13 protein-coding genes are annotated in these 13,810 nt (G+C 62.3%); 9 read left to right on the forward strand and 4 right to left on the reverse strand.

Annotated elements, in window-relative coordinates:
- Nucleotides 1–285 precede the first annotated feature (285 nt).
- Nucleotides 286–3,651 (forward strand): response regulator, encoded by a 3,366-nt coding sequence (locus FHT69_RS01455; RefSeq protein ID WP_183904808.1) that lies wholly within the window; start codon nt 286–288, stop codon nt 3,649–3,651.
- On the opposite strand, the gene mnmD is transcribed toward FHT69_RS01455, so the two are convergent.
- On the reverse strand, nt 3,648–4,388 hold the full coding sequence (gene mnmD, locus FHT69_RS01460; protein ID WP_183904809.1) for a tRNA (5-methylaminomethyl-2-thiouridine)(34)-methyltransferase MnmD: 741 nt from the start codon (nt 4,386–4,388) through the stop codon (nt 3,648–3,650). The genes FHT69_RS01455 and mnmD overlap by 4 nt on opposite strands.
- Here mnmD and FHT69_RS01465 point away from each other — a divergent pair.
- The 8 genes from FHT69_RS01465 (at nt 4,387) to FHT69_RS01500 (ending at nt 10,153) form a co-directional block, all read left to right on the forward strand.
- Nucleotides 4,387–5,565, forward strand: coding sequence for an FAD-binding oxidoreductase (locus FHT69_RS01465; protein WP_183904810.1), 1,179 nt, complete (start codon nt 4,387–4,389; stop codon nt 5,563–5,565). The genes mnmD and FHT69_RS01465 overlap by 2 nt on opposite strands.
- A 114-nt stretch (nt 5,566–5,679) precedes the next feature.
- Nucleotides 5,680–6,387 carry a DUF1045 domain-containing protein gene (locus FHT69_RS01470; RefSeq protein ID WP_183904811.1) on the forward strand — a complete coding sequence of 236 codons (708 nt, stop codon included), beginning with the start codon at nt 5,680–5,682 and terminating at the stop codon, nt 6,385–6,387.
- A 111-nt stretch (nt 6,388–6,498) separates the two neighbouring features.
- Nucleotides 6,499–7,422, forward strand: a complete 924-nt coding sequence (gene puuE, locus FHT69_RS01475) for an allantoinase PuuE (protein ID WP_028758996.1) — start codon at nt 6,499–6,501, stop codon at nt 7,420–7,422.
- Nucleotides 7,422–7,922 carry a 2-oxo-4-hydroxy-4-carboxy-5-ureidoimidazoline decarboxylase gene (gene uraD, locus FHT69_RS01480; RefSeq protein WP_097542047.1) on the forward strand — a complete coding sequence of 167 codons (501 nt, stop codon included), beginning with the start codon at nt 7,422–7,424 and terminating at the stop codon, nt 7,920–7,922. Before puuE ends, uraD begins: the two co-directional genes overlap by 1 nt.
- Nucleotides 7,919–8,281, forward strand: a complete 363-nt coding sequence (locus FHT69_RS01485) for a DUF86 domain-containing protein (RefSeq protein WP_047611413.1) — start codon at nt 7,919–7,921, stop codon at nt 8,279–8,281. The genes uraD and FHT69_RS01485 overlap by 4 nt, the downstream gene beginning before the upstream one ends.
- A 4-nt stretch (nt 8,282–8,285) precedes the next feature.
- Nucleotides 8,286–8,786: an ureidoglycolate lyase gene (locus FHT69_RS01490; protein WP_168332792.1), complete on the forward strand. Its 501-nt coding sequence runs from the start codon at nt 8,286–8,288 to the stop codon at nt 8,784–8,786.
- Complete coding sequence (gene uraH / locus FHT69_RS01495) at nt 8,783–9,139, forward strand: hydroxyisourate hydrolase (RefSeq protein ID WP_183904813.1); 357 nt, start codon at nt 8,783–8,785, stop codon at nt 9,137–9,139. The genes FHT69_RS01490 and uraH overlap by 4 nt, the downstream gene beginning before the upstream one ends.
- Nucleotides 9,140–9,412: 273 nt before the next feature.
- Complete coding sequence (locus tag FHT69_RS01500; protein WP_183904814.1) at nt 9,413–10,153, forward strand: metallophosphoesterase family protein; 741 nt, start codon at nt 9,413–9,415, stop codon at nt 10,151–10,153.
- Nucleotides 10,154–10,273: 120 nt separating this feature from the next.
- Here FHT69_RS01500 and FHT69_RS01505 read toward each other — a convergent pair whose 3' ends face one another.
- From FHT69_RS01505 to FHT69_RS01515, 3 genes are read right to left on the reverse strand one after another with little or no spacing between them, the layout of a single operon-like run.
- Complete coding sequence (locus FHT69_RS01505; RefSeq protein ID WP_183904815.1) at nt 10,274–12,019, reverse strand: flotillin family protein; 1,746 nt, start codon at nt 12,017–12,019, stop codon at nt 10,274–10,276.
- Nucleotides 12,016–12,663: an OB-fold-containig protein gene (locus FHT69_RS01510; protein WP_028759150.1), complete on the reverse strand. Its 648-nt coding sequence runs from the start codon at nt 12,661–12,663 to the stop codon at nt 12,016–12,018. Before FHT69_RS01510 ends, FHT69_RS01505 begins: the two co-directional genes overlap by 4 nt.
- Before the next feature lie 5 nt (nt 12,664–12,668).
- Nucleotides 12,669–13,808 (reverse strand): PspA/IM30 family protein, encoded by a 1,140-nt coding sequence (locus FHT69_RS01515; RefSeq protein WP_409527521.1) that lies wholly within the window; start codon nt 13,806–13,808, stop codon nt 12,669–12,671.
- Nucleotides 13,809–13,810 lie beyond the last annotated feature (2 nt).

Below are 13,810 nucleotides of genomic sequence, written 5' to 3' on the forward strand. Positions count from 1 at the left end.
TTTCATGGCTGGCTTCCAATAAAGCCATGTCGAGACTCGGCCTGGATCACGGCGACGCAATGGCCGCGCAAGCGGTTTCGGCATTAAATTTTTGTCATGATTTCAGCGGATCCCCTGCTTTCAAGTCTGGGCGGTCAAGGTGCGTTGTCTTCAACTTGGCGAGCCGGAAATTGGCGAGCCGGCCCGTAAAATTTCGCTATCGAAATTTATGGTTAAAACCTTGTTAAAAGCCTTGGCGTTATAGTTTTTGTAGTCGATATTTCATTCATTGCTGGAGCTATATTTTTGAAATCAGCCGGGGACCTTCTGGAGTTGGCTTGCCGCCGGATCGCTGATCTGGATACCCCGGCCTATGTCAAGAACAGCGAGCTGCGCTATATCGCCGTCAACGAGGCCTATGCCCGTTTTCTGGGCCGCGAAATCTCCGATTTCATCGGCAGACGCAGCCGCGAACTCTTCGACCGTCCCGAGGAAGAGGAGCGCGAGGACAGGGAACGCCGCGCGCTGGTGTTCGGCACCGAGGAAAGCGCCATCTGTTTCGATGCCGCGGGCCTCGGCCATGAGCGCATTCAGATCGAAAGCTTCTCTCCGTCGCCGGAGCGGGCCTATGTGCTCGGCATTTTCGAAGTGCGCGAGGCGCCGCGCCGCGCCGTCGGCGATAGCGGTGTCGCCGCCGATTTCGCTCGCGTGCGCGAGGTGCTGGAAAAGCTTGATCATCCGATCGGCATCTTTGCCGGGGACGGCCGCCCGCTGGTCGTCAACGCCGCCTACCGTAATGGCGCCAAGCCTGCGGCCGCCGGAGATTCGGCCTGGGGCGAGAGCGTCAACGAACTCGACGTTCTCCGCACTGTCCTGGAGGACCTACCGGTTGCAGTCTTCGTGCGCGATGACGGGCACCGCCTGGTCTATGCCAATAAATATTACGACACCTTCAGCGGCCACGACCGCTCCCAGATACTGGGAATGACCGAATATGAAATGTTCGGGCCGGAAGGTGGCGAGGCGATCTACCAGGAAAACCTGCTGGCGTTGAAGTACGGCACGTCGGTGGAGATCGAAAGCGAAATGCCGAGCAAGAGCGGCCACGTTTATCCCGTCATCTCGCGCGTCAACCGCGTCATGACGGCGGACGGCCGCACTTATGTCGTCGGCTCTTTTTCCGACATCTCGCCGCTCAAGGAACGCGAAAAGGCGCTGATTGCGTCGCGCAAGCAGGAAGAAATCCTGCACCGGGATATCGAAAGCATCCTGCGTTCGCTGCCGGTCGGCGTGCTGATCCTCGATAACGACCATCGGATTCTCTACGTCAACGACGAATTCTACAGCATCTGGGATCTGCCGCTCGACGATCGCTTCGACGGTCGCCACTTCATCGACGTCATCCGCCGCAATTACGAGCTCGGTCGCTACGACGGCACGCAGACGCCGGAGGAAATCTACGCCTTCCGCAAGCACCTGTTCGAGACAGATGAGCCGGAGCCGATCGAACTCGGCTGGGCGGGCAGCAAATCCGTCATCTTCGACAGCCGCCGCCTCTCCCACGACCGCATCCTGCTTTCTTATGCCGATATTTCGGCGGTGCGCGAACGGGAAAAGGAAATCCACGAGGCGCGTGCGGCGCTGGAGCAGGTCGGCGAGATGATGCGCGATGCAACGCGCGCCATGTCGCAGGGGATCGCCATCGTCCAGGACGGCATCATCAAGCTATCCAACGAAGCGCTTTCAGAGATCCTGCGCATTCCGGCCCCCTATATCGAGCCAGGCGTGAGCTGGCTCGGGCTCTTCGATTTCTGCGCGGTGCGCGGCGATTTCCATGATGCGGCGGCCGAGATCCTGCAGGGCTGGCGCGCCAATATTGCGGCGCGGCAGCCGATTTCCACCGTCTTCCATATCGCCGGGGAACGCTGGGTCAACATGGAGGCGACGGTCAGCGAGGGGCAGCATTGGGTGGCGCTCTTCACCGACGTCACCGAGCTGAAGAGCCGTGAGGAGGAACTGCGGCAGCTGCTGTCGCGCGCCGAAGCCGCCGACCGCGCCAAATCCGAATTCCTCGCCAATATGAGCCACGAGATCCGCACGCCGATGAACGGCGTTCTTGGCATGGCGGAGCTGCTTGCCAAGACCAATCTCGACACGCGCCAGAAGACTTTCGTCGACATCATCGTCAAATCGGGCAATGCGCTGCTGACGATTATCAATGACATCCTCGACTTCTCGAAGATCGATGCCGGACAGATGAAACTGCGCAAGGCCGCCTTCGATATTACCGAAGCGGTGGAGGACGTGGCGACGCTCTTGTCTTCGCATGCCGCCGAGAAGAACATCGAGCTGCTGGTGCGGGCCGCACCCGACCTGCCTGCCGCCGTGATCGGCGATGCCGGGCGTTTCCGTCAGATCGTCACCAATCTCGTTGGCAACGCCGTCAAGTTCACCGAGCGTGGCTACGTCTTCGTCGATCTCGGCTTTCAGGCCGCCGACGGCGGCGAGATCATGGCGAGCATCCGCATCGAGGATACCGGTATCGGCATCCCGCCGGAGAAGCTCGAATCGATCTTCGACAAGTTTTCGCAGGTGGACGCCTCCTCGACCCGCCGGCATGAGGGAACGGGCCTCGGCCTTGCGATCACTGCCGGGCTCGTCGACCTTTTCGGCGGGTATCTCAACGTCGAAAGCGAAGGCAACAAGGGCTCGGTCTTCACCGTCAATCTGCCGTTTGCGGTGGCGGCCGCCCGCATCGAACCGAAGCCGTTGCCGATCAACGTGCAGGGCGCGCGCGTCCTCGTCGTCGACGACAATGACGTGAACCGGCGCATTCTGACCGAGCAGCTTGCTCTCTGGGGTTTCGACGGCGTGGCCGCCGAAGGCGGCGGTACCGGCCTTGCGATCCTCGAGGCGGCGGCCGATCTCGGCATTGCCGTCGATGCCGTGGTGCTCGACTATCACATGCCCGATATGAACGGGGCCGATGTCGCGCGCCGGCTCCGCGCCGATCCCCGCTTTGTCGAATTGCCGATCATCTTCCTGACGTCGATGGATATTTCCGGCACGGAAAAGGAATTCGCGGCGCTCAACGGCCACGCGCATCTGATGAAGCCGGCGCGCGCCAACGTGCTGCGCAACACCGTCGTCGAAGTGGTGCGCGCCAGCCGCGTCAAGCAGGCCTCCGAGGCCGAGATTGCCCGGCTGCAGAGGGAAGCGGCGGCACCGGCAAAGCCGCCGGCACCCGCGCCGCAGAAGCGGGCGGCCGAATTCGTCGACGTGCTCGTTGCCGAGGACAACGAGGTCAACCAGATCGTCTTCACGCAGATCCTGCAGGGAACGGGTCTTTCCTTCCTCGTCGTCGAGAATGGTGAGGCGGCGGTCGCTGCCTGGGAGCGGCATACGCCGCGCATCATCATGATGGATGTCTCCATGCCCGTCATGAACGGCCATCAGGCGACCCAGACGATCCGCGAAAGGGAAAAGGGCCAGGGGCACCGCGTGCCGATCATCGGGGTCACCGCCCATGCGCTCGAAAGCGACCGCGAGCTTTGCCTCGACGCCGGCATGGACGATTACATGTCGAAGCCGATCAGCCCTGAACTATTGGAAGAGAAAATCCGGCAATGGCTCGGAACGAGCGAGCAGCAGCCGGAGCGCAGCAGCTATTAATCCGCGCGCTGACCGGGGGACGCCTTGATACCGCAGAGCATTTCGCGCTTGCCGGCGAAGCCTTGGCGGCGCTCGATGGCAAAACCGGCGGCAATGAGGTTGCGGCGCACGAAGCCGGCCGCCGCATAGGTGGCGAACGTGCCGCCGGCGGCACTTTTCTCGCAGACGAGCCGCATCAGTTCCTCCGACCACATGTCGCCGTTGCGTGACGGGGCGAAGCCGTCGAGATACCAGGCGTCGAAGCCGGGCTTTGCCGCGGCGACACCGTCGAGCGCGCGGCCGCAGACGACGCTGAGTCGCGTCTGAGGATCGAGATCGAGCGAGACGGTTCCAGCAGGCGTCTGCGGCCAGGCCGCCGTCAGCGCCTCGCGCTCGCTATCGATCTCCGGCCAATGCGACAGCGCCCGGCCGATCTCTTCGCCACGCATCGGATGGAGCTCGAAGGAGATGAAATGCAGGTGCTGGCCGCCGGCTCGGTGGAGCTTCCACTGCCGCCAGGTCTCGGCGAAGTTCAGGCCGGTGCCGAAGCCGAGCTCGCCGATCATGAATTCCTGCCGCCCGTTCCAGCGCTCAGGCAGGCCGTTGCCGGCGAGGAAGACGTGGCCGCATTCCAGCCGGCCATCCGTCTGGCAATAAAAATGATCGCCAAAGGCGGTGGAATAGGGCATATCGCCGTCGCGCCATTCGAGCGGCTGCGGCGCGCCTGCGCCAATCTGATCGGGGTTCACGTCTGTCATGGAAAAAGCCGATAATCCTCAGCAGGTCTCAGGTCAATCATCCTCGGAATTGCTGATCGTCGGCGGCGGCATCATGGGTCTCTGGGCGGCCGTCCACGCCGAGCGCCGGGGCATCCGTACCCTTATTGCTGACGCCGGCAGATTGGGCGAAGGCGCAAGCGGCGGCCTGCTCGGCGCGCTGATGCCGCATATGCCGGATCGGTGGTCTGAAAAGAAGCAGTTCCAGTTCGATGCGCTGGTCCTACTCGAAGCCGAAATCGCAGCGCTCGAAGCAATGACCGGGCTTTCCGCCGGTTATACCAGGTCCGGGCGGCTGATCCCGTTGCCGAAGCCGCATCTCAACCGCATAGCGTGCGGCCATTTCGAAGACGCCGAGCGCCATTGGCGGGCGGGCGAGCGCCGCTTCCACTGGCATGTGCTCGACAGTCCGCCGGTCGATGGCTGGATCGAGCCGTCCGCCGGCAAGAGCGGCTTCGTGCACGACACGCTCGCCGCGCGCGTTGCGCCGCGGTTGCTGATCGCGGCGCTTACCGCCTTCCTGCGGCGGGCAAAACACGTGCGGATCATCGAACATGCCAGGGTTGCAGGCCTTGATCCCGATCGCGGCACCGCCGAAATAGGCGGCGAAAGCTTGGCTTTCAGCCGCTGCATCCTTGCCGCCGGCTATCAGTCCTTTCCGCTGTTGCAGGAGCTGACGCCCGGGCTGAAGCAGCCGCTCGGCCAGCCGGTCAAAGGGCAGGCGGCTCTGTTGAAAGCCGATATCGACCCGTCGCTGCCGACGATCTTTCTCGACGGGCTCTATGTCGTCGCACATGAAGGCGGGCACGTGGCGATCGGCAGCACCAGTGAGAACCGCTTTGACGATCCCATGTCGACCGACGCCCAGCTCGACATGCTGATCGAGACGGCGCGGGTGATCGTGCCAAGCCTTCGCGACGCCCCGGTCGTCGAGCGCTGGGCGGGGCTTCGCCCGAAGGCGATCGACCGGGATCCGATGATCGGTCGCCACCCCGATCACCCACGCCTGATCGCGCTGACCGGTGGCTTCAAGGTCAGCTTCGGCCTGGCGCACCGGCTGGCGGAGGCGGCGATAGCAATCGCAGGCGATACAGATTGCGGATTTTTGTTGCCGGAAAGCTTCGCAATTTCAAGCCACATCGCGGCGGCTTCACGTTAAACGTGAATTAGGCGCCGCTGCGTTTCGTTATTCTGTCATGCAAATCACCTATCTGCTTGCGCATCGACAGCGCCTGAAGTCAGCGGCGCTCACTTCCTTGATGGAGGAAATTGCATGCGCTATGCCATTTGCTTCACGCCCCCGGCGAGCGACCCTCTATCGCTCGTGGCCGCCAATTGGCTTGGCCGCAACGTGTTTTCGGGCGATATGGTGGAGCCTCCGGCCGTTCGTGGTCTCGGCATTCACGAGATCGCCTTCCATACCGCCGTGCCGCGGCGCTATGGTTTTCACGGCGTTTTGAAGACGCCATTTCACTTGTCTCACGAGATGTCGGAAGCGCAACTCTTGCGCGATCTGATGCGTTTTTCCGGGACCTTCGTTCCCTTCCAGATTCCGCGTATCGAAGTCGCCCGGCTCGGCAATTTCTACAGCCTGCTGCCGAGTATTCCCTGCGAGCAGATCCAGTATCTCGCCTCGGCGATCGTGCAGGAATTCGATCGTTTCCGCGCGCCGCTGAGCGAGGCCGAGATCGAACGCAGCGATCCGGACGGGCTGTCGGCGACGCAATTTGCCAATCTGCATCGCTGGGGTAGCCCTTACGTGATGGAGGAGTTCCGCTTTCATATGCCGGTGACAGGCCCTGTCAACGCGATCGACATGCCGCGCATCGAGCCGGCGCTGCAGACGATCTTCGAGCCTGTGTTATGCGAGCCGGTCACGGTTTCCAACGTGGCGCTGATGATCGAGGAGGGCACCGGCGGCCCTTTCCGCGTTCATTCGCTGCATCCGATGGGCAAGGTCAGCGCGCGCAAGATCGCCTGAATATCCAGGCTAAAGATTTGTTCCGTAATGGGAAAATCCCGTTGCGCAGTTTCCGTCTCGACATTCCGGCTGCGGATGCTACCGTTCCCCGTCTTTTCAGAAGGTGATTTGATGGTATCCGAGACCTATCCGCGCAATCTTGTCGGTTATGGGCGTCTGACGCCCGATCCGAAATGGCCGGACGAGGCACGCGTCGCCGTGCAGTTCGTCATCAACTACGAGGAGGGCGGCGAGAGTTCGATCCTTGACGGCGATCCGGCTTCCGAAAACCTGCTGTCGGAAATCGTCGGCGCAGCCGCCTGGCCTGGGCAGCGCAACCTCAACATGGAATCGATCTACGAGTATGGTTCGCGCGCCGGCTTCTGGCGGCTTTGGCGGATGTTCACCGATCTCAAGGTGCAGGCGACCGTCTACGGCGTGACGCTGGCAATGGCCCGCAACCCCGAGGCCGTCGCCGCGATGAAGGAGGCCGGTTGGGAAATTGCCAGCCACGGCTACCGCTGGCTGGAATACAAGGATTTTCCTGAAGATCTGGAGCGCAAGCATATCCTCGAAGCCGTGCGGCTGCACACCGAACTCACCGGTGAGCGGCCTTACGGCATGTATCAGGGCAAGCCTTCCGACAATACGCTTCGGCTGGTGCAGGAGGAGGGCGGTTTTCTCTATTCCTCCGATTCCTATGCCGACGACCTGCCTTATTGGGTGAAGGGCGTCGACGGGAAACCCTTCTTGATCATCCCCTATACGCTCGAAACCAACGACATGCGGTTTGCGACGCCGCAGGGCTTCAACGCCGGCGATCAGTTCTTCACCTATCTGAAGGATGCCTTCGATACGCTTTATGAGGAAGGCAAGGCGGGCAGCCCGAAGATGATGTCGGTCGGCCTGCATTGCCGTCTCGTCGGGCGCCCGGGCCGGGCGGCGGCACTGAAGCGGTTCATCGAATATGTGCTGAAGCACGACAAGGTCTGGATTCCGCGCCGCATTGAGATCGCCGAGCACTGGCACAAGCATCATCAGCCGGATGCGCTCTGATGATGTCGCGCGAGGATTTTGTCTCCCGCTTCGGCGGCGTCTTCGAACATTCGCCTTCTATTGCCGAGCGCGCCTATGACGCCGGCCACCTGCCGGCGCCGCTGACGGCATCAGGCGTGCATGCGGCCCTTGTGGCCGTCTTCCGGGCGGCAAGCCGAGAGGAGCGTCTCGGCGTGCTGCTGGCTCATCCCGATCTTGCCGGGCGCCTCGCCATAGCAGGCGAACTCACCGAAGACAGCCGGAAGGAGCAGGCCGGCGCCGGTCTCGACCGGCTGAGCCCGGCCGAACACGGCCGCTTCACCGAACTCAATTCGGCCTATGTCGAAAAATTCGGCTTTCCCTTCATCATCGCCGTCAAGGGGCTCGGCAAAGACGACATCCTGTCGGCTTTCGAAACTCGCATCGGCAACGATCGGGACGAGGAATTTGCGACCGCGACGGCGCAGGTCGAGCGGATCGCGCTGCTACGGCTGACATCGATGCTGCCGGAGGCTGAATGAAAGAGCGGCGCGCTATCGATTATCTCAACGAGATGTATGAGGCAGCATCCGAAGCGCTGTCTTTCGTCGGCGGAATGGATGAGGCGGCGTTCGCCGGGGACAAGCTCACCTTCAAGGCGGTTGCCTTCTGCCACTTCACCATCGGTGCTGCGGCGTCCCGCCTGCTCGTCACACATCCGGAATTTGCGACCGAGCATCCCGACCTGCCATGGACGAAAATCTGTGGCACGGGCAATCGCATTCTCGAGGACGTCTTCGATCTCAATCCCTCCGAAATCTGGGAGGCGACGTATCGCACGCTGCCGGAACTTCTTTCCGCGATCGACGCTGTCCGTTACTGGCATGCCCAAGGCGAGTGAAGCCATGTCCGAATTTCTCGAGATCCGCCCGCTCACCAAATCCGCCTTCGCACCCTTCGGCGAGGTGATCGAAGCCGATCCGGCCTCGATGCGGCTCATCAATGGCGGCACGACGGAGCGTTTTCACGCGCTGGCCGCCGCTGAAGCGACGGGCGAAGGCGCACGCGTCATCATCAACCTCTTTCGTGGCCAGCCGCGTGCCTTCCCCTATGAAATCACCATGATGGAGCGGCACCCATTCGGCAGCCAGAGTTTCTCGCCGGTCTCTGGCCGTTCCTTTCTCGTCATCGTTTCCGAGGACGAGAACGGCCGTCCGCACAGGCCGCAGGTGTTTCTGGCGCGTGGCGATCAGGGCGTGAACTACCGCCGCAACGTCTGGCATCATCCGCTGATGGTGCTCGGCCAAGCCTCAGATTTCCTGGTTGTCGACCGCGATGGGCCGGGCAATAATCTGGAAGAATTCTTCTTCGAAACCCCTTACATCATCAAAGAGCCAGCCCCATGACCGGACTGACCACGCATGTTCTCGACACCGCCCTCGGCAAGCCCGCCGAGGGTCTGAGGATCGATCTTTTCCAGCTCGACGGCGAGATCCGCAGACATCTGAAGACGGTCGAGACCAATGCCGACGGCCGGGTCGACGGTGGCCCCATCCTGGTTGGCGAAGGCTTCCGGGCCGGCATTTATGAACTGGTCTTCCATGCTGGCGACTATCTGAGGGCGAGCGGCACGCCGCTGCCGCATCCTGCCTTCCTCGACATCGTGCCGATCCGCTTCGGTATCGCCGATGTCACGGCGCACTACCATGTGCCGCTGCTGATTTCGCCCTATGCCTATTCCACCTATCGAGGGAGTTAGAGCCTTTCCTGGTCAGATTGAAGCATTCTGTTGGCTCAAACGGAGTTGGATGGTCGACCGGCCGGCGCGCGTCGTAGCCCAGCTCTACGGCCAAGCCGGCCGGTCGATCAGCCGGCCCGTTTCAGCCAACCCGAAGGGCTGGGCATCTTTCCGCCAGGATCAAAGGCGATCGGCTCGGACGTACCAAGAGGTATGCCCTTCGCCAATCGCCTCTGCCCTGACGAAAACCTGCTCCGGCAGAATACTTCAATCTGACCAGGAAAGGCTCTAAAAATGCGGTTTGCGGCAATTGCGGATATCCACGGCAACCATCTGGCGTTGGAGGCGGTGCTTGCGGATATTCGTGCGCAGGGCATCGATGAGATCGTCAATCTCGGCGATTTCTTCAGCGGACCGCTCGAGGCGGGCAAGACGGCAGACCTGCTGATGTCGCTTAGCCTGACCTCGGTTCGCGGCAATCACGACCGCTACCTCATCGAACAGGATCCGGCTTCCATGCATGCCTCGGATGCCGCCGCCTATCGGCAATTGTCGTCGTCGCATCTCGATTGGGTGCGTAGCCTGCCGTTCGATACCGTCTATCGCGGCGAGGTCTATCTCTGCCATGCGACGCCGAAGGACGACAATCTCTACTGGCTGGAATCGGTTTCCCCGGAGGGCTTCGTCTTTCTGAAGCCGATCGAAGCGATCGAGGCGCTGACGGAGGGCGTCGACCTGCCGCTGATCCTCTGCGGCCACAGTCACATTCCCCGAGCTATCATGCTTTCCGACGGCCGCCTCATCGTCAATCCCGGCAGCGTCGGCTGCCCGGCCTATGACGACGAACTGCCCTATTACCACAAGGTGGAGGCCGGTCATCCGCTGGCCAGCTATGCCATTCTGGAAAAGACGGCGGCCGGATGGACATGGCAGTTCCGAGCCGTCGCCTATGACCATAAGGCGATGTCGGCATTGGCCGCCGAAAGAGGCCGTGCCGACTGGGCGGGCGCGCTGGCAGCGGGTTGGGTGAGATAGAGCACGATGCCGAAAAGTGTGAACGGCTTTCGGCATCGTGCGCTAACTATTTAATTTAGAACAGGATTCAGATTTTAGGCCGAACCGGCCTGATCTAGTCCAGACCCGTCAGCGCGGCGATCATTTCTCCTTTGGTGCCGGGGGGACGATCGGCTTTGCCGGGGCTGCAGCCGGTGTTGCCGGCTTTACCGGGGCTGCGGCAGGCATTGCCGGTCTTGCCGGTTTTGCGCCATCGAGATTTCCAAGGAGGGACGAGATGGCGTCGTCGCCCTCGAAGCCGGCCTCCTTCAACAATTTGTCGAGGATCGGTTTGTTGGCCTGATAGGAGAGGATCTGGCCTGCCAGTCCTTCGCCGAGGCCGATGCCGTTTCCTCCGGTCGCGCCGTTTCCGCGGCCGAGCATGCCGCCGGTATCGAAGATCCTGATATCGGAGATCTTCTCGATCGGCTTGACCGCCTCGGCGAGCGCCTCGGGAATGATGCGGATACGCTCGCGGGTGATCTCGAACTCGATGATGGCAGCGCTCAACTTGTTGCGCGCGTCGTTAAGCAATGCCTCGCTCTCGGCGGCGGCCTTGCCGGTTTCGAGAATACCCTTGGCCTTGATGATCGCCGCATCCGCCTCGGCGGTCGCGAGCGTCTTGATGGCCTCGGCCTGGTCGCTTGCCGCCTGTTTTTCGGCCTCGGCGCCGACGGTGACGGCGGTTGCTTCCGTCTCGGCCTTCTTGCGCGCGTCGATGACGGCAATCTGCCTTTCGCGTTCGGCGATCTCGATCGCCTTGGCGGTGCCGACCTTTTCCTCTGCCGCGATCGCCAGCGCGCGAGCCGCTTCCGCAGCCGCCTTCGCTTCGGATTCTTCGCGGCTCTTGTTGGCAACGGCGATGGCGCTCTCCTGCGCGACGATCTGCAGATCGCGCTTGGCTTCGGTGTCGCGCTGCTGGACGGCGCGGGCGGAATCGATGTTGGCGCTTTCGCGGGCCTGCTTGGCGGATGCCTCGCGTTCAGCGATCGCCTGTTCGGAGGCGATGCGGGCTTCCTCTTCGGCGCGTTTGGCGGCCTGTTCCTGCTGCGCGGTTTCGGCGCGTGTCGCCGCGGATTTGTTGGCGATGTCGCGTTCCTGGCTGAGCTCGGCTTCCCGCTTCGTCCGCTCGATGGTCAGCGATTGCTGGCGGGCCTCGAGATCCTTCTGGGCGATGGCGACTTCGGTATCGCGAACGATCTCGTTTCGCTCCTTCTTGCGTCCCTCGGTGATGCGGGTCAATGCGGCGAGACCTTGCGCATCGAAGAAGTTGTTGGCGTTGAAATGCTTGATATCGGTCTGGTCGAGGCGGGTCAGCGACACGGATTCGAGCTCGAGGCCGTTCGACTGGAGATCGGCGCCGACGGCTTCCTGCACGGCCTTGACGAAATCCATGCGCTGTTCCTGCAGCGCGTCGAGGTTCATCGTCGCGGCCACCGAGCGAAGGCCGTCGACGAATTTCGCTTCGATCAGGATGCGAAGCGCCTCGGCATCATTGGTCCGGTTGCCGAGCGTCTGGGCGGCAAGCGCAATCGAGGAGGCATCGGGTTTTACGCGCACATAGAACTCGGCGCCGATATCGACGCGCATGCGGTCCTTGGTGATCAACGCATCACCTTCACCGCGGCGAACCTCGAGCCGCAGCGTCTTCAAATTGACCCTGGCGATCGAGTGGAAGATCGGCAGGACGACCGAACCGCCGTCGAGCACGACCTTCTGGCCACCGAGGCCGGTGCGCACATAGGCCTCATCGCGGCTGGAGCGTGTGTAAAGAGAGGCGAGGACAAAACCGATGCCGAAGATCAGAACAATCCCAATGCCGGCTGGTAGAATAACGTCGTATATCATTGCTGGTCCCTCAAAGATTGATTGTCCGCATCGGTCGGGTCGGCCAGTGCGGGAATGGCGATAAATACATCTGCCGTGCGGTCGACGAGGAGAACCTCGGTGCCGACCTTCAGAGGCTCCTGATCTCTGGCGGCCTTGGCTCTCAGCACGTGCCAGTTTCCATGCTGGTCCTTGACGCGGACGCGTCCTGGCAGCCCCTGATCGAGCGGGCCGAGCGATACTTCGGCGGTCCGGCCGATGAGCGCGTCGAGATCGACGGCATAGGTCTCGTCATGCGGCACGAGCCGCGCCACGGTCCTGCTCGACGCCCTGACCATGGGGATGGCAACCAAGATGGCGGGAAGAGCGGCGACGGTGGCGGGAAGCGGTGCCCAGAAGGCATTGGCGACGGCCTGTATGGCAAAGCCCGTCATGGCGAAGAAGCCGAGCGCCAGCATGATGAGGATGAGCAGGGGAACACCGCCGAGATTGAGCCAGGACAGATAGCCCGCAAACCCGTCATGGCCATGGAAATCCGGTTTTCCTAGAAATTCCATGATCGAAAAACCCATGACGGTCGCGAGCATCTCGATCGCGGTCAGGCCGGCGAGGACCGCGGCGGCGATGGCGAAGGGGGCACATTCGGGGGCGAAGAGAAGTGCCATCGCCGTTACCGGTTATCCGCCTTGAAGCGTGCGAGGCGCGCTTCGATCGCCTGTTCGCGGTGCAAGCGGTCGAGCTCGTCCAGCTCCGAACTATGGGCGTGCTCGCCTGATGGAACACCGGTCAGCCGCGACACCGCCGCCGCAGCCCGGGCAGCATCGGCGCCCGGCGCGGGCCGGCTGTGACCTGCTGCGGCGTCTTCGGGATGCCTGGCGATGCTGCGCTTGAAATCGGCAAGGCGGGCGTCCGCCTCGCGGCGCGTGGCGAGCACGGCCTGAAGGGCTTTCTGGCCCTCGTCCAGCTGCTCCCTGGCATCGGCCAACGCCTTGTCGAGCGCCGCGATCTGGGATTCGAGATCGATCTGCCGGGCGACGCCGGCCTTTGCCAGATCATCGCGCCCGGAAGAGACGGCGAGGCGGATCTTCTGGTCGAGCGCGTTCATGTCTCCGACGATCTCGTCCTTGCGGCTCTGGATGCGATATTCCTCGGCACGCGCCTTGCCGAGATCGGTGCGGGCCTCATCCGCTGCCGCATCGATCTCGCGGATCGCCTGTTCGATGACGGCGATCTTGTTGACGCCTTCCGCCTTGTCGACCGCCGCATTCGCGATGCCCGCGATCAGGCGGCCCATGCGGGAAAGAATGCCTTCATTCGTCATGTTTTCCTCCATCCGAGCGGAATTCGGCGTGACGCCGATGTGAATCTCGTAACGATCCTGGCCGGCCACAAGATAGGCCGGAAAAATACTCTCCCATCCCCTGGAATAGCCCGCGACATCGAAGGGTACGGCAACGCGCCCGTGCACTGTGGCGATCGTCAGATCCGCGGGGCCTTTGATGGCGAAAAGCTTGTCGTCGAGCGGCAGAAACGGGGGATCGGCACTCGCGCCACGATTGGCGGCGAAATCGCGAAGGCCGAGTGTCACCAGCCGCGCCGGCAGCCCCGTCTGCTCGCGGACGGTTTCATAGGCAAGTTCATGCAGGAGGACGAGATTGGCGCCCGCCCTGTCGTCGATGCGTTCGTTCAGGATGTCGATCATCCTGCGATAGGCGGCAAGAGTATCGTCCAGCGCCTGCCGGGCCTGTTCATCAGGCGCCAGCGTGTAGCGCAGCAGCGATAGGTGCGGTGTCTTGCCTGTGTTCGCCATAG

This window comes from Rhizobium sp. BK008, assembly GCF_014197345.1.
In the GTDB taxonomy this organism is placed as follows: Bacteria; Pseudomonadota; Alphaproteobacteria; order Rhizobiales; family Rhizobiaceae; genus Rhizobium; species Rhizobium anhuiense.